General features: G+C 60.8%; 3 protein-coding genes and 1 pseudogene. 1 reads left to right on the forward strand and 3 read right to left on the reverse strand.

Going from position 1 to position 18,270, the window contains the following annotated elements; genetic code table 11:
• Window positions 1-133: 133 nt before the first annotated feature.
• The gene (yccX, locus tag NFI08_RS17820) at window positions 134-442 is read right to left on the reverse strand and encodes an acylphosphatase (RefSeq protein ID WP_308812451.1); all 309 of its coding nucleotides are present in this window, start codon (window positions 440-442) and stop codon (window positions 134-136) included.
• Window positions 443-646: 204 nt separating this feature from the next.
• Window positions 647-1,543 (reverse strand): annotated as a pseudogene (locus NFI08_RS17825) (YihY/virulence factor BrkB family protein); the annotation flags it as partial.
• Between the two features lie 245 nt (window positions 1,544-1,788).
• Between NFI08_RS17825 and NFI08_RS17830 the strand changes: the two are divergent.
• Window positions 1,789-2,880, forward strand: a complete 1,092-nt coding sequence (locus tag NFI08_RS17830) for a bifunctional nicotinamide-nucleotide adenylyltransferase/Nudix hydroxylase (protein WP_045994963.1) — start codon at window positions 1,789-1,791, stop codon at window positions 2,878-2,880.
• Between the two features lie 94 nt (window positions 2,881-2,974).
• On the opposite strand, the gene NFI08_RS17835 is transcribed toward NFI08_RS17830, so the two are convergent.
• Window positions 2,975-18,202: a cadherin-like domain-containing protein gene (locus NFI08_RS17835; RefSeq protein ID WP_349591123.1), complete on the reverse strand. Its 15,228-nt coding sequence runs from the start codon at window positions 18,200-18,202 to the stop codon at window positions 2,975-2,977.
• Window positions 18,203-18,270: the final 68 nt, after the last annotated feature.

Below are 18,270 nucleotides of genomic sequence, written 5' to 3' on the forward strand. Positions count from 1 at the left end.
GGGCGGGCACGACATTGTCCCTCGACACTGTCCCTCGACATTATCCGTCGTGCCCGCCCGGGGCTCCTTTCCCTCTGAATCTTTCACGTCAAGCAGCCGGGGTCGACGACCCCGGGCACTTTTCGCACAGGCTCTAGCCCGTCGTGAAATCCCTCGGCGGCTTATCCAGCGTTACCTCACGGGTCGTGACCTGGGTCACTTCGGCCTGCTCGGGCCCATATTCAAGCCAGTCGGCGACTCGTTCCACCGCGTCACGAGGTCCACACAGCAATACCTCGACACTGCCGTCCGGCAGATTGCGCGCATACCCTGCAAGTCCTTCGGCCTCGGCTTGCTGCCTGGTGGCAAAGCGATAGCTCACGCCCTGTACTCGCCCTTCCACCAGGGCCTCCAGGCATAGGGTGTCATCGGACATCGTGGCTGCCTCCTGCTGCTCGTCCATTGGTTCCTCTCTGGCGACATCGGCATCGTGAACCGTATCATCGACGTGGACCTCGTCATCTTCGTTGGCCTGACGACTCTCCGCCGTGCCGGCAGTCTCCGTTTCACCTGCCTCCAGCTCCGCCTCGTGCTGACGCTCGCGAGCCTCCTGCTCGAATTCCCGTTCTTCTTCGGCGCTCAACTGGGCACGCACGCTCTGCTGATCGAGCAGTTCCTGCTTGACCAGCACGGCGCTGTTGCGTGGGATGATGGGCTTGTGCCGGGCGAGTAGATGGACCTTGGTAAAGGCAGCACCAAACAGCAGGATCAGCGAGGAGTAGTAGACCCACAGTAGTACCACCACCACCGACCCCGCCGCGCCGTAGGTCGAGGCCGTTGCGTTGTAGGCCAGATACAGCGCGATACCGGTGCGCCCTATCGAGAACAGCAAGGCCGTGACAACCGCACCGACGATGACGTCGCGCCAGCGCAGCACCACATCGGGCAACACCTTGAAGATGGTGGCAAAGAGCGCGGCGATCACGCCGATCGACACCAGCAGCTCCACCCCTCGTGTCAGCAGGCTGACGTAGGGCAGCACATCATCGGCGGCCTTCAGTGCCGCCCTGACGAACACCCCGAGCCCCACCGACACCAGCAGGATGAAGCCGATCGCCAGCACGATCGTCAGTGACAGCATGCGATTCTTGACGAAGATCCACAGACTGTTGCTGCTGGGGCGTGCCGCGACGCCCCAGATGGTGTTCAGGGAGAACTGCATCTGGCCGAACACCGTAGTGGCACCAACCGCCAGCGCGGCAAAACCCAGCAGCGTCGGCAACAGGCCGGACTCCTGGATGCGCGACTGGGCGACGGCATGCTCGATGGCGGTGGCCGCCTCGGGGCCCATGGTGCCCTGCAACTGGGCGAAGATTTGCCCCTGTGCCGCCTCCTCGCCCAGCACCACACCGATCACCGTTACCGCGATGATTACCGTCGGCGCCAGCGAAAACAGGGTATAGAACGCCAGCGAGCCGGCGTAGCTGAAGGCGTTGCGCTCCAGCCACAACGCCACCGAGCGACGCAGCACCCCCCACCAGAAGGCGAAAAACTGAATGATCATGGCGTTCCCTCGTCATTATCGTTGCTCTCAGCATACCTAACACCGACGGTATACGCAGGAACATGCGCCAACGCGACGCCCAGGCGCTGCCAGTTCCTCACGACCGGATCATCGTGACGGGTTTATCAAGCCTCCTTCATCTAGCCTCACTCATCTAGCTCGGGAGCCTCTCTGTTTGCGCCGGTCTGTTTGCGCCTGCCAGTCAGCGCCACCATAATGGCGGCGACGTTTTCCAGGAGCCCTCCATGCCCACCGATCTGGCCACCTCTCCGCCGCAGACCGAGTTCGACTGCCTGGTGTTCATCGGACGCTTTCAGCCCCCGCACCTCGGCCATCTGGCGGTGATTCGGGCGGCCCTCAAGCAGGCCAGACAGGTCATCGTGCTGGTAGGCTCCGCGTGGCAGGCGCGCTCACTGCGAAACCCCTGGCGTTTCGACGAACGCCGCCAGATGCTGCGCAGCGCCTTCGACGAGGACGACAACGCTCGCCTCGAGATCGTGCCGCTGCTGGATGCGCTGTACAACGACGATGTCTGGGTACACGACGTCCAGCGCAAGGTGCGCGATCTAGCCCATCCCGAGAGCGCACGGTTACCACGTATCGGGCTGATCGGCGCCAGCCGCGGTCAGTCGAGCTACTACCTGTCACTGTTCCCACAGTGGGAGTCGGTGAGCGTACCGCTGGTCGAAGCGATCTCTGCCAGCCAGATTCGAGAACGGCTATTTCGCTCCGAGGGGTCGGCGGTGGAGTATCTCTCCACCAACGCAAGCCACGATCTTCCACCGGGCGTGGTGGAGCATATCCGCCGCTTCATGAGCGGCAAGCCCTACCGCCAGCTCGGTGAAGAACAGCAACTGCTCGACCAGTACCGCTCGGCCTGGGCCCAGGCACCCTACCCGCCGATCTTCGTCACCGTCTGTGCAGTCGTGGTGCAGTCGGGCCATGTGCTGCTGGTGCGGCGCACCTCGGCACCCGGCAAGGGACTCTATGCCCTGCCCGGGGGCTTTATCAGCGCCCAGGAACGACTGATGGACGCCTGCCTGCGCGAGCTGCGCGAACGCATTCGGCTGAAGGTGCCGGAGCCGGTGCTCAAGGGATCACTACGCGGTCAACGGCTATTCGACGAGCCGCACCGAAGCTGGCGTGGGCGAACCCTGGCCGAAGCCTTCTACTTTGCCCTGAGACCGGATCAGAACCTGCCGAGGCTGAAACCCGTCAAGGGTGGCGACCATGCGCGCTGGGTACCCCTGGCGGAACTCGAGCCGGAAAGCCTGTTCGAGGATCACTTCTTCATCATCCAGAACTTTCTCGGGCTGCCTGCCGATCGACGCTCCTGAGGCACGCGGCAACATCCAACGGCGGTAACGACATGGCGGACAAGGGAAGCCCCCTGTCCGCCAAGTTTGCTGCCCGTGACGGCCTGGCTAACCGTCAATCGTGCTCGGTCAGCAGCGCCAGCGCCTCAAGCAGATTCGGGTCCAGGTCATTCGTCCGGTCATGGGCCCGACTGAGTTGCTCGCTGAACCCTGGCGCGGCAACAGGGGACGATGGCTCACTTTCACTCACCTCCAGCCGGACCTTGTCCAGGTCCAGCACCAGGCGATAGTGATGCGCTTTCCCTTCACTGCCTCGGCTATCGATATCCAGCGTCACCTTTTCCAGCGCCGCCGGCCGTTCGATCAGCAGCTGACCGATCGAGGGACGCTGGATCCAGTCCGGCAAGGCTCGGCCCCCGGGTAACGACACCTTGATGTCGCGTTGCCCTTCCGGCAGCTTGAGCCACGCCCGCTCGTTCTCGACCAGAGCCTCCAGCGTCGCTCGGCCATCGCTGCTTGCCCACGACGTCGCTCGCACCTCACCGGGGTGAGCCAGCGACCTGGCCTCCTGCAGCATCGAGGAGTTCCAGGCACTGGATTCTCTCGGCTGATCCTTGTTTGCCACCTCCATTTCGGCGTCGGTCAGCGCCGAAATACCGTGTACCGCCGCTCTTACTGCCCCATCGGCAGAAAGATCGGCTAGGCCACCAAGGCCACCGAGTTGATTGACCACCTCATCGACCATGCCATCGGCATGGATGGAAGGCCCGTCACCATCCGACTCGACATCCTGCGACGGGACTTCGGGCGCACGGTCACCGATATAGAAGCTATCGAGGGGCTCCACCGTCACCGAGACGGTCACGTAGGTTACACCTCCCTGCCCGTCCGACACCGCGACGACAAAGCTGTCGCTGCCGGAGAATCCTGCTTGCGGCACATAAACGAAGGATCCATCCGGGTTCAGGGTAAGCTGACCGTGTCCTGGACCGTCATCCAGCGCGAAGGTGAGATCATCCCCGTCACCGTCCGAGGCCACCACCTGGCCGGCGGCCGCTTCTCCGCTGCCGGTGACGATGGGATCGGCACTGGCCACAGGGGCGCCATTGACCGGCTCCACCGAGACGTTGACAACCACGGTGGTGGTGGCACCGCTGGCGTCGGTCACGGTCACGCTGAAGCTGATATCGCCCGTGACGTCGGGATCCGGCACGAAGGTGAAGGTGCCATCCTCGTTGAGGGTGACGGTGCCGCCATCCGGCTGATCATCGAGACTAAAGGTCAGGTCGTCACCATCCACGTCCGTGGCGACGACGCTTCCCTCCACCGGGGTATCCTCGGAGGTGACGATGGGATCAACGCTGGCGACAGGAGCGTCGTTGGCCCCCAGCACGGTGATGGTCAGCGTCGCGGTGGCAACAGTGCCATCGCTGTCGATGACGGAATAGCTGAAGGTCTCGGTCAGCGTCTGCCCAGGCTTGAGCGCGTCCACCACGGGGTTATCGTTGTCCAGCGTGAAGGAATAGCTGCCGTCCGCGTTCAGCACCAGGCTGCCGTAACGGCCCTCCACCGGCTCGCCGACGCCACCCTCGGGCGATGACTGACCTGACTCGACCGCCGTGACCATGCCATCGACGGCAACACCATCGGCACCATAGCGGTCATTGAGAATGACATTACCGGTGCAGTGGCTTCCCGGCTCGGTGCCCTCCTCGACCACCTCTGCGACGTCGTTGTCGGCGACAGGGCCATCATCGACGATGGCGATGGCCAGGGTGCCAATATTGGCCGCGGTCTCGCCTTCCACGTCGGTGACGCCGATGGTGAAACTGTCGTTGACCGCCCCGCCCGAGTGATCGGCCCTCGACGCCAGGATGTAGGTATAGCCCACCTCTCCGGTAGCCGAATCATAGTAGCGCAGCACCAAAGTCCCGTGATCGCCGACTACCTTGATGGGATGGCTGCCGCAGTCCTTGAGCTGATCCAGGCTGATGGTGCTTCCCCCCAGAGTCAGGCTTGACAGACTGTCGGCTGGCCCCAGGCTAAAGGTGCCGCTGTGGCTGAGGCCCGCGCCCTCATGACTGCCCCCAGTCAGCCCGGCCTCATCTACCGAGCCGTCGGTGATAGCGTCGCCTGCCGAATCGCCCCCTCCGGCTTCACCGCCGCCATCCCCCAGCCCACCGACGGTCACCTTGTCGTCCACCGCTGAGACCGAAATGCTCAGGCTCGCGTCGGAGGTCAGGCCCCCATCGTCACTGACGGTATAGGTGACCAGCGGTACCTCGCCGTTGTAGTTCAGCGCCGGCACGAAACGATAGCTGCCGTTGGCGCTGATGGTAAGTTCTCCGACGCCTTCGATGACGGCGGTCTGCCCTGGCTGGAAGGTCCCCTCGAGGCCATCGACACTGAAGCCCACGACACTGAGGTGATCGCCCTCGATATCGCTGTCGTTGGACAGCAGGCCGTCTTCTGCGGTGACCACAAGAGGCGTGTCCTCGGCGATAGTGGCCATATCGTTCTCGCCCGAGGGCGCATCATCGACCGGTGTCACCGAGACATCGACCTCCACCGTGACGGTGGCGCCGGAAGGATCGGTCACGCTGACGGTAAAGCTGGTGTCTCCGTGGAAGTTCTCATCCGGGGTGAAGGTGAAGTTACCGTTCTCGTCCAGGGTGACGGTGCCACCCTCGGGCTGGGCATCCAGTGTGTAGGTGAGGTCGTCACCGTCCACATCGGTGCCGACAATCTTGCCATCGACCGGAGTATCCTCGCGGCCAGTGACCTTCTCCGCAGAAGCCTCCGGAGCGTCGTTGGCGCCACGAATGGTGATCACAAGAGTGGCGGTGGCGAGATCGCCGTCGGCATCGCGGATCTGATAGCTGAACGTATCGGTTTTCGTCTCACCGACCTGGAGCCCGTCCACCTCGCCATTGATGTTGTCCAGCGTATAGGAATAGCTGCCATCGGCGTTGAGGATCAGGCTGCCGTAGTTACCCTCCAGCGGTACCCCGACCTTGCCGTCCACGCCTACGCTGACGACCGCCCCATTGGCCGCCACGCCGTCGGCACCCGGTCGATCATTGGTCCAGACACTGCCGGTGCCGACCGCGCCGTCCTCGATGACAGTGCCGCTATCATCTGTCGCGCCAGGGCTATCATCGATGATATCGATCACCAGGGTCCCGGCATTTGCGCTGACCTCGCCCTCCACGTCGGTGACACTGATCGTGAAGTCGTCGCTGACCGGCCCGTTGGCGTGATCTGCGCTTGAGGTCAGCAGATAGCGGTAGCTGACCGTACCGGTGTTGCGGTCATAGCCATCGATAGTCAAGGTACCGTAGCGGCCTTCGATCACTATCGGCGACGACCCGCTGGCCTCGAGCTCGGCGAGGCTGATGCTGCGACTGCCCAGGGTGAAACTCGCCAGGCTATCGGCCGGACCCAGGGTAAAGCTGCCACTATGGCCAAGGCCGTTACCTTCATCGCTGCCCCCGGCCAGGCCGGCCTCGTTGACGGAGCCATCACTGATGTGGTTGCCGTCGCTGCCATCGTTACCGTCGCCCAGGCCGCCCAGGTTGACCTGGTCGTCCACCGGCGTGACCGTGATGTCCAAGGTGGCGGAGCTGGTCCCACCCTCGCCATCGCTGACGGTGTAGGTAATCGTCGGCACCGGGCCGTGGTAATTGAGGGCCGGTTCGAAACGCCAGGCGCCATCGCCCTCCACCGTCAGCTTGCCGATACCATCGATGGTGACGGTTGAACCGGCATCGGCACTCTCGCTCATGCCTTTGACGCTGAAGTCCACGACCTTCAGGCTGCCGTGATCGCTGTCGATGTCGCTGTCGTTGTCGAGCAGCCCCGGCAAACTGTCGTCGATCGAGGAGTCAATCGGCGTGTCCTCGGGAGTCGTGGCGGTCTCACTGTCCACCACCGGCGCATCATTGTCCGGCGATACCTTGACCGTCACATCGACGACGGTGGTGCCACCGTTGCCATCGGAGACCTCGATCTGGAAGGTGATATCTCCATTGACATTGTCATCGGGGGTAAAGGTGAAGGTTCCATCGTCATTGAGCGTGACCTTGCCGCCGTCGGGCTGCTCGACAAGATCGAAGCTAAGGTCATCCCCATCGACGTCATTGGCCTCGATGGTACCGCTGACCGGAGTATCCTCCTGGGTGCTCAATGCATCGACACTGGCCGTCGGCGCATCGTTGCTCCCCTGGATGGTGATGGTCAGGGTCGCGGTGGACGTGCTGCCGTCGGCGTCGGTGATCTGATAGCTGAAGGTCTCGTTCAGCGACTCTCCCGATTGCAGAACGTCCACCGAAGCGTTGGCGTTGTCCAGGGTATAGGTATAGCTGCCATCGGCGCCCAGGGTCAGACTGCCGTACTTGCCGACAACCTCGCTACCGACACCGTCTGAGCTGACGCTGGAGCCCGGGCCCGTCGACGTCACCGTGACGGCACCATCGGCGCCCTGGCGGTCATTGGTCAACACACTACCGGTGCCGGCATCGCCATCCTCGACGACGCTGGCGGTATCCTTGGCGGCGATGGGAGCATCGTCGAGAATCTCGACCTTGAGATCCTTGGCGTAGCTCTTGGTGTCGTTACCTTGGGTATCGGTCATCGACACCTCGACGTGGTCGAACACCGCGCCCCCGGAGTGATCGGCCTGCTCGGTCAGCACGAAACGAAACGTCACCGTGTTTTCCCGTACGTCGGCGCCATTGCCCTGTGTATAGCCGGTGATCTCGAAATAGCCGTGATCGGTCTCGATGCGTACCGAGGGGTTGTCGGCGGACAACGCCGCCAACTCGCTCGGAGTGAAGCTCGTGCCACCGATGGTCAGGGTTGCGAGCTGCTGCGTCACCCGGTCCACCACCGAGAATGATCCCTCGTAGATCACCTCACCCGCGTCTCCTGGGTCTGTGCCGGTGGCGCCATCCGTGTTGAGTTGAGTTTCGTCTACCTCGCCCCCTTCCGTGCCGACGACCGCCGTCGTGCCGTAGATGCGGATGGTCAGGGTGGCGGTGGCCGTGTCGCCGTCAGGATCGGCCACCGTATAGGTAAAGGTGTCTGCAACGTGTCGTCCAGGATCCAGCCACTTGACCGTGTCCGAGTCGAAATCGGGCACATAGCGGTAGCTGCCGTCGGCGTTCAGGATAAGGGTGCCGTATTCCCCCTGGAGCCCCTGGCCGACGTGGGACGCCGACGGCGCATCCGAGCCGGCGCCTACGCCGCTGATCGTCCCCCCGTCTCCGCCCAGGATATCGGCATCACCATCCATGGCATCGGGATCGTCGCCTGCGTCTCCGGTCAAGACGTTTCCATCGGCGATGCTGCTGGGTTGCCCCGGCTTGTTGATCGCATCGTCGACGTCGCTCTCGGCCTCCGGAGCATCGTCGAGGATGGCGATCGACAGGGTCCCGACATCGGTGGCCACATCACCGTCGACGTCGGTGACGTCGATCGCGAAATCGTCGCTGACCGGACCCTGGCTATGGTCGGCGTGGGTCTTGAGGGTATAGGTGTAGCTGACCTTGCCAGTGACGCGATCGTAGCCGTTGATGATGAGTTCACCATGATCACCCAGGATCTTGATCGGCGTATCTGCGCTCTTGACCAGCTGGGAAAGCGTCAAGGTCGTTCCGCCAAGGCTGATGCTGGAGAGGCTGTCCGCCGGCCCCAGGGTAAAGCTGCCAAGGTGTGAGACACCACTTCCCAGGGTGCCCGATCCCCCTGCCAGGCCAGACTCACTTACCTGCCCATCGTTGACATCGCCACCGTCACTGCCATCACTACCATCCCCCAGGCCACCGACGGTGACCTGGTCATCCACCGCCTCGACGGTGAGCGAGAGCTCTCCCGTCGTCGTCCCGCCGTTGCCATCGCTGACGCTGTAGCTGATCTTTGGCACATCACCGTGGTAGTTCAGTGCTGGCACGAAACGATAGGACCCATCGGCATTCAAGGTGAATTTGCCGACTCCCTCGATGGAGGCCGTCTCGCCCGGCTCGAAGGTTCCCGTTACGCCCTCGATGGTAAAGCCGCTGACGCTGAGACTGTCACCATCCACATCGCTGTCGTTGGCCAGAACCCCATTGTCCTTGTTGACCACCAGGGGGCTGTCTTCACTGGTGCTGTTGGTGTCCGGCGTGGCCACTGGCGTATCGTTTACCGCTTCTACCGAGACGGTGACTTCCACCGTGGTGGTGCCACCGTGGCCATCGTCTACCGTGACGCTGAAGCTGACGTCACCATTGACGTTGGCGTCGGGGGTAAAGGTGAAGGTTCCGTCGTCATTGAGCGTGACCGTTCCCCCGTCCGGCTGGGCCACCAGATCGAAGGACAGCGAATCTCCATCCACGTCACTGGCGGTGATCTTGCCAGAGACCGGCGTGTCCTCAGGCGTGGAGATCGCATCCACGCTGGCCACAGGGGCATCGTTCGCGCCCATGATGGTGATGGTCAGGGTCGCTGTGCTGGTATCACCATCGGCATCGATGATCTGATAGGTGAAGACCTCGGTCAGCTTCGCCCCCACCGCCAGCGAGTTTACCTCGGTGTTGGTGCTATCGAGCTGGTAGAGGTAGTTGCCGTTGGCATCGAGGATCAGGCTACCGTAGGAGCCGTCAACGCTGCTTCCCACACCTCCAGTCGGCGAATCCTTGCCGCTACCGACCGCGTTGACCAAGCCCTTGCTGGGGGCGCCATCGGCTCCTGCCAGGTCATTGCCGATGACCGAGCCGCTGATGTTGCCGCCGTCTTCCACGGCCTGGCCGCTATCGGCCTTGGCCACCGGTGCATCGTCGATGATGGCGATGGCCAGGGTGCCGGCATTGGCGGTGACATCTCCCTCGACGTCGGTCACCCCGATGACGAAGCTGTCGTTGATCGCACCACCACCATGGTTGGCCTTGGCCGTCAGGGTGAAGGTGTAGCTGACGATACCGGTCTTCTGGTCGTAGCCGGTGATGGTCAGCAGACCATGGGTGCTGCTGATCTTGATGGGGGTCGTGGCGCTGGCCTCCAGCTGCGCCCGAGTCATCGTTGTAGTGCCAATGGACAGGCTTGCCAGACTCTCGGCGGGCCCCAGCGTGAAGCTGCCGCTGTGGGATATCCCGCCCCCCGACACGTCCGAGCCGGTTGCCAGCCCCGACTCCTTGACAGAGCCGTCGGTCACGGCGGTGCCGTCACTACCATCGCTACCGTCGCCAAGTCCCCCGAGGCTGACCTCGTCATCCACCGGCTTGACTGTGATAGCCAGCGCACCGCTGGTGATTCCGCCATTACCGTCACTGACGCTATAGGTGATCTTCGGCACACTGCCGTTGTAGTTAGTCGCCGGCACGAAGGTATAGGAACCGTCGACGTTCAGCGTCACACTGCCGACACCCTCGATAGTGGCGGTTTCGCCCGCCTTGAAGCTGTCGGTCATGCCCTCGACGGTGAACCCGCTGACGCTCAGGCTATCGCCTTCCAGGTCAGTATCGTTGGAGAGTACCCCCTTGTCCTTGGCGACCTCGAGCGTCGTGTCTTCGTTGGTCTCGGCCTTGTCATCCACCACCGTCGGGGCGTCATTGACAGGCGTCACCGTGACGCTGACCTCGACGGTGACGGTCCCACCGTTGCCGTCGGAGACGGTTACGCTGAAGGTGATGTCACCATTGACGTTGGCGTCGGGGGTGAAGGTGAAACTGCCATCCTCGCTCAGGGTGACGGTGCCACCTTCCGGCTGGGCGACCAGGTCGAAGGAAAGACTATCGCCATCCACATCCTTGGCCACGACGCTGCCGTCGACCGGGGTGTCTTCCGATGTGGTCAGGTCGTCGACGGTCGCGGTTGGTGCATCGTTGGCTCCCTTGATGGTGATGGTCAGGGTGGCGGTGCTGGTATCACCATCGGCGTCGGTGATCTGATAGGTAAAGGTCTCGGTAAGGGTCTCGCCCTTCTGCAAGGCATTGACCATGGCGTTGGTGTTGTCCAGCGCATAGGAGTAGCTGCCGTCGGCATTGAGCGTCAGGGTACCGAAGCTGCCCGCAAGGCCACTGCCGACGCTTCCCCCGTCGACGGATTCGGCGACGCCGACCTTGGACACCTTGCAGCCATCGGCGCCTTGCCGGTCGTTGCTCAGGACGTTGCCTGTGGAGGCAGCGCCATCCTCGGTCACCGAACCAGTATCGGCGGTAGCCGAGGGCGCGTCGTCGACGATACGGATCGCCAGTGACCCGATACCCTTGGTGGTATCTCCCTCGACATCGGTCACATCGATGGCAAAGCTGTCCTTCGCCGAGCCGCTTGTGTGGTCGGCGGCGGACGTCAGGGTGTAGCGATAACTCACCGTCCCGGTCTTGCGATCATAGCCCTTGATCGTCAGGGTCCCGTGGCTGCCGCTTACCTTGATCGGCGTCGTGGCGCTGGCCTCGAGCTGGGCCAGGGAAATGGAGGTGCCTCCCAGGGTAAGGCTCTCCAGGCTGTCCGCCGGCCCCAGGGTAAAGGTGCCGTCGTGGGTCACTCCGGCGCCGTCGTCATCGACCAGTCCCGATTCCTTGACCTCGCCATCGACGCCGTCCCCGCCATCACCGAGCCCTGCCACCGACAGGCTATCGTCGACCGCATCGACCGTGATGCTCAGGGTGGCGGTGTCGCTGATACGACCGTCGCTGAGCACATAGGTCACCTCGGGCACGCTGCCATGGTAGTTGGAGGCGGGATCGAAGCGGTAGGAGCCATCGGCGTTCAAGGTCAGCTTGCCCACGCCGGAAATGGTGGCGGTTTCCCCCGCCTTGAAGCTGCCCGTCACCCCTTCGATGCTGAAGCCCGATACCGACAAGGCATCGCCGTCGATATCGCTGTCATTGGCCAGAACGCCCTTGTCCTTGCCGACGATCAGCGGCGTATCCTCTGTTGTGCTGGCGCTGTCATCGGCGGCCTCGGGCGCATCATCGACCGGACTGACCTTGACCGTCACCTCCATCTGGGTCTTGCCACCGTGGCCGTCATCGATCGTTACGCTGAAGGTGATATCACCATTGACGTTGGCATCCGGGACGAAGACGAAAGCACCGGTGTCCTTGTCGATGGTGACAGTCCCTCCTTCGGGCTGAGCATCGAGGACAAAGCTCAAGGAGTCACCTTCAGGGTCCTTGCCGACGATGGTGCCCGTCGTCTCGGCGTCTTCCGCGCAGTTGACAGTGATATCCTCCGCTGTCGGTGCGTCGTTGGCCCCCTTGATGGTGATGGTCAGGGTCGCCGTGCTGGTATCGCCGTCGGCGTCGGTGATCTGATAGGTAAAGGTCTCGGTCAGGGTCTCCCCTTTCTGCAGGGCATTGACCGCGGCGTTGCTGTTATCCAGGGTGTAGAGGTACTTGCCACTGGCGTCCATCACCAGGCTTCCGTAGTCGCCGGTAATGCTGCTGTTCACCCCTCCGGCCGGTGCTGCGTCGCCCTTGCCGACCGCGCTGATCGCTCCGCTGTCGGCGGCGCCGTCGGCCCCCAGGGTGTCATTGGTCACGACATTACCCGTCAACGAGCTGCCACCGGCAGCGTCCTCGCTGACGCTGCCCTTATCGGCGCTGGCGGCAGGGACGTCGTCGACTACCAGGATGGCCAGCGTACCGGCGTTGGCAGTGCTGTCTCCGTCGGTGTCCTTGGTACCGATCGTGAAGGAGTCCTTGATCGGCTCGGAGCCGTGGGCGGCTTCCGACGTCAAGGTATAACGGTAGGACACGGTACCGTCGGCGCTATCGAACCCGGTGATCGTCAGCTCACCGTAGCTACCCGTGATGGTGATCGCGGTAGTGCCGCTGGCCTCCAGCTGAGCCCGGGTTATCATCGTGACGCCGATGGTGAGGCTGTCGAGGCTCGAGGCGGGCCCCAGGGTAAAGGTGCCCGTATGGACGCCACCACTGCCACCGGCGGCCGAACCACCGGTCAGGGCCGATTCGTTGACGCTGCCGTCGCTGCCGCCAGTGCCATCCCCAAGCCCGCCAAGCGACACGCTGTCTTCCACCGAGGCTACCGAAAGGGTCAAGGACCCGCTGGAGGTTCCCCCCTTGCCGTCGCTGACGGTGTAGGTGATCTCCGGGACGCTGCCATGGTAGTTGGGCGCCGGAGTAAAGCTGTAGGAGCCATCGGCGTTCAGCGTTAGCGTCCCCTTGCCGGGGATGCTGGCGGTCTCCCCCGCCGCGAAACTGCCAGTGACACCGGCCACGCTGAAACCGGAGACGGCCAGGCTATCCCCATCCACATCACTGTCGTTGGCCAGAAGTCCTTCGCTCTTGTCGACGCTCAGCGTCTGATCTTCCTTGGCACCGCCCTTGTCATTGGTGACCACGGGGGCGTCGTTGACGGCGGTCACGGTGATGCTGAGCGTCGAGCTGGCGTATCCTCCTGAACCCTTGAGGGTGTAGCTGATGATCGGCAGTGCACCGAAAAAGTTCTTCACCAGATCGAACCGGTAGGCGCCGTCCTTCGACAGCGTCAGCTTGCCGATGACATTGCCGTCACTATCCTTGATGGTGTTGGCCTGCCCCAGCACCAAGGCGGTGTCGGCTACGCCGTCACCGTCGGTGTCGATGGCAGCCGAGGCGATTTCGGTGGCCCCCGCCAGGGTATCGTTGGACAACAGCCCATTGTCCTTGGTGACCACCAATGCCACGTCCTCATTGGTCTTCCCGGCGTCTACCGCCGCTGTGGGAGGATCGATACTGTCACGGTAGTCCAGGTCGAAACCGGGGGGCGAGGCGTCGCTGCCGTCGGCAGCGGTATCATCGTCGCTATCGGCCAGAGAAAAATTGCCACCGACAAGGTTCTCATCGTTGGCATCATAGCCATCATTGGCATCCGATCCCTCGAAGATATCCAGCAGACCGTCATGATCGGTGTCGGTAGTATCCGTGACAGATGAGTCGCCATCGTCGCGCTCGGCGATATCCAGCTTGCCGTCGTTGTCCGAGTCACTATCGAGGTAGTCTACGGTGCTGTCGCCATCGGTATCGACCGGCGTCAGCCCCTTGCTGGCCGTAGCGGTGGTATTGCTGGTGTCCTTGTCGTAGGCGTCATCGAGCCCGTCCTTGTCGGCATCGGTGCCCGAGGGCTTTATATAATCCTGGGTCGTCTGCGCCTCGACGTTATCGGTGATACCGTCGTTGTCACTGTCGATATCCTTGTCATCGAAGATGCCATCGCTATCGGTATCCCTTGAAATATATTGAAACGCCACTCGGTCCATGGCGTAATCGCCGTTTCCGCTACCGTTGGGATTGACCATCATCACGATGCCATAGTTGCCGGCCTTGTTCAGCTCAAACACACCGCTAAACGTCTTGAAGCTACCGCTTCCTGGAAGATCGCCGATTGGACCGTACGCCAACGTCTCGACCCTCTTCCCAGCATCAAAATCCCAGATAAATATATTATAATAATCGGTATCGGCTGAATGGGTTTTCGAAAGATCAAAACTATATCGATAGTCACCTTGTGCCAATTTATCGCCAAATTTATAGACAAGTGACTCATTGCCATCACCTGCATTTGCCAGACTATGATTTCCACTGTTTTCGCCGGGACTTATCTCATCGAAAAGCCCGCCCGTAAGAGATGAATTTGCTGAACTATTCACCCAGACAGGCTTTGTCATACTGTTCGTAAAAGGTGGTCGACTTAAATACCACCCGGAGGAATTGCCATTCGTAAACCCGCCACCCCCCACCAAATTTGGTCGACTATAGTCATATTCGTTCTCGTCGAGAATTCCATCATTATCATCATCGATATCGATACTGTTGGCAATTCCATCACCGTCAGGATCGAGGAGAGCACTATCACGATAATCAAAGTCGACCACGCCTGGCACTGCATTCGAGCCATCTGCATCGACATCGTTATCGCTATCCAGGAGGGTAAAGTCCCCGTTCTCGATCAGCTCATCGTTGGGGTCAAAACCGTCGTTGGCATCCGAGCCCTCGAAGATATCCAGCAGACCATCCTGATCGGTATCGGTAGCATCCGTGACAGATGAGGCGCCATCGTCGCGCTCGGCGATATCCACCTTGCCGTCGTTGTCGGAATCACTGTCGAGGACATCTACGGTGCTGTCGCCGTCGGTATCGACCGGCGTCAGACCCTTGCTGGCAGTAGCAGTGGTATCGCTGGTGTTCTTGTCGTAGGCGTCATCGAGCCCATCCTGGTCGGCATCGGTGCCCGAGGGCTTTATATAACCTTGGGTCGTCTGACCCTCGATGTTATCGGTGATACCATCATTGTCACTATCGATATCGAGATGATCGGCGATGCTGTCGTGGTCGCTGTCCCTGGCCACGCCACCGATCCCCACCCTGACACAGCTACCTCCGTTGCCGCCAGTCACTATCTCGGGGTTCATCTGCAAGCTGATGGTCACCTCTCTGACGTCAACAACCCTTATCGACCAGTTTTTACTGTGCAGGTTGCCTTCTGCTCTTGTAGTGAGGGTGATCGAGTTCAGGTAAACGCCTTCGGCGATATTCAAGACATTGTCGGGATCGTGGACCACGATGTAGGCATCTGGGCTCGATATGGTTAACAAATCGTTATTATCGAAAAACTTACCGCCAGAACTCTGCTTGCTATCAATAACAAAGTCCACAACAGTATCGGACGTCAACTTGGTCGATGCCAACTTTTCGCCCGTTCCAGGATAGTTGAAGTCTATCGCCCCCTGGCTTTTTCCATAGCTTATACTTCCGGAAGATGTTTCGGACGTCAACTTTACATCAACTCCATCATAATCAATGGCTGGAATCTTGCCGCTTCCGATATTGGTAGAGTCGAGTTGTACTTGTTTGGAGGTATCCTTACCTTCGGTGACATCGAGAATACCATCATTATCCTTATCGATATCAACAGTATCTACAACACCGTCGCCGTCACGATCCATCACGGCATTTTCCCGATAGTCAAGATCTACGACGAGGGGCTCTGCTCCCGCACCGTCCTTCGGAAGGTCGTTGTCGGAATCCAGCAGTGCAAAGCCCGCATCCGTGATATTTTCGTCGTTGGCGTCGAAACCATCATTGGCATCCGAGCCCTCGAAGATATCCAGCAAGCCATCATGATCGGTATCGGTTGTATCCGTAACGGACGAAGTGCCAGCGTCTCGCTCGGTGATATCCAGCTTGCCGTCGTCGTCGGAGTCCCGGTCGAGGAAGTCTGCCGTACCGTCCCTTTCACTGTTGACGGGCGTCAGGCCCTTGCTGGCACCAGCAGCAGCATTGTCAAGCGCTGCATCGTAGGCGTCATCCAGACCGTCGGTGTCGGCATCGACACCCTTGGGTGCGATGTAGTCAGCGGAGGTCTGCGCTTCCACATTGTCGGTGATACCGTCGTTGTCACTATCGAGATCGAGGGAATCGACAATATCATCATTGTCTGTATCTCCGTAGACGCCCCCAACAAATACACGCATGGTGGCTCCACCATTCGTCTTATTATGAAGATGTGCTGTATTCTCCATATGAAGAGTCATGTTCTTTACACCGACGACCCGTATAGACCACTTCCTATTATATAAATTGTTCGTGGTGTCTTGAAAAAATGTCAGCGGCCCAAGATAGACACCGGAGCTAACATTCAGGTCATTGTTCGGATCATCTACAATGATCATTGCACCAGGGCAGTCGATGGTCATCAGGTCGTTGGATTCCAGCCACAAACCCCCACCCTCAAGCTTCGTCTTGAGCACGAAGTCAACATATGTATCTGAGCTAAAGGAAATCGAATTGGAGCCCGCAGTATTCGACGGATAGTGAAAGGTGAATTCACCCTTATTATCACCTGCGGTAAACTTCCCGTCGGTGCTCGACTCAAGTTTTACCGCAGTACCGTTATAGTCGATATCGGGAAACTTTCCCGTCGTGCCGATGTTGCCGGGATTGAAACCGATCAACTTTGAATTATCATATCCATCGCTGGCATCGGTGATGCCATCATTGTCGTCATCGATATCAACGTGATTCATGACGCCATCGCCATCGGTGTCGAGGCGAGCACTATCACGAAAATCCAGGTCGGAGATCCCCGCCACCGCGCCCGCGCCATCGGCGCTGAGATCGTCGTCGCTATCCGCGAGGCTGAAGTTACCACCAGCGACCAGTTCGTCATTGGCGTCGAACCCGTCGTCCTTGTCGCTACCCTCGAAGATGTCCAGCAGACCGTCGCCGTCGGTATCGCTCTTGTCGCTGATTCGAGAAGGCGCGCTATCGCCACGTTCAGCGATGTCGTGAATCCCATCCTCATCGCTGTCGACATCCAGGATGTCGGCTGTGCCATCCTGGTCGGTATCCACAGCAGACAAGCCGCCGCTGGCCGCTACAGAATCATCCGCGCTGTCCTTGTCGTATGCGTCGTTCAGGCCGTCACCATCGGCGTCGCTACCGCCAGGCGCAATATAATCGCCGGTGGACTGGGCCTCGACGTTGTCGGTGATTCCGTCATTGTCGCTGTCCAGATCCAGCTGGTCGATGACCCCGTCTCCATCGCTGTCACGCGCCCCACCAACACCAATGCGCAGGGCGCCTCCCAGGATTTCACCATCTGCTGAGGCCGGAGTCTTCATGCCGACGCTGACCTGCTGGGCGTTGACCACACGAATCGACCAGGCCTGGTCGTAGGCATCATCTGGGCTGTGCTTGACCGAAAAGGTGATACTGTCCGAGTAGGCCCCGGCAGCGATCTCGAGCTCCCCATTGGGATCGTCGACGATAATGACGGCTCCGGGGCTTGAGATGGTGATCTTGTCTGGAAAGTCGAGCCAATGTCCTTCGCTCCCCTGCTTCGAGGTAACGACAAAGTCAACGGGAGCATCGGCCGTGAGACTCACTGACGCCTCTCCGTCGTCGTCACAGGTGAAATCGATCTCACCGCTGTCGTCGATGGCACTGATACTGCCGGTGTGGCTGACATCAAAGGACACGGTCGTGCCGTTGAGCTGAAGATCGGTGGCCTTGTCGCTACCGATGGTACTGGTGTCCAGCGCGGTACTGTCGTCTGCTTCACGTTCGTTGGTGTCGATCACTCCGTCGTTGTCGTCATCGATGTCATCGCTATCGGCGACACCGTCACCGTCGCTGTCCTTGCCGGCGTCTCGACCCGCTGCTTGCTCCGAGGCCACCGCGGAGAGCGCCTGGGTCAGGGCATCGCTGGATTCTGCGCCCTTTTCAGATGCCGCAGCGCCATCGCTTCCCGCCGAGGCTGCCTGGTCGGCGTGATGATCCACCGCCTTCACCGTGGCCACGCCTGCGGCGTCCAGAAGTACACGGGATTCGAGCTCACGAAACAGCAGGTCGTCCTTGGACATTGTCTTCTCCTTACCTTGGATTCAGTTCTCGCGAGCGCACCGGTGCGCCCAGGGCATTGTCTTTCGAA

It is taken from the genome of Halomonas sp. EF61, assembly GCF_040147045.1.
GTDB lineage: Bacteria > Pseudomonadota > Gammaproteobacteria > Pseudomonadales > Halomonadaceae > Halomonas > Halomonas litopenaei.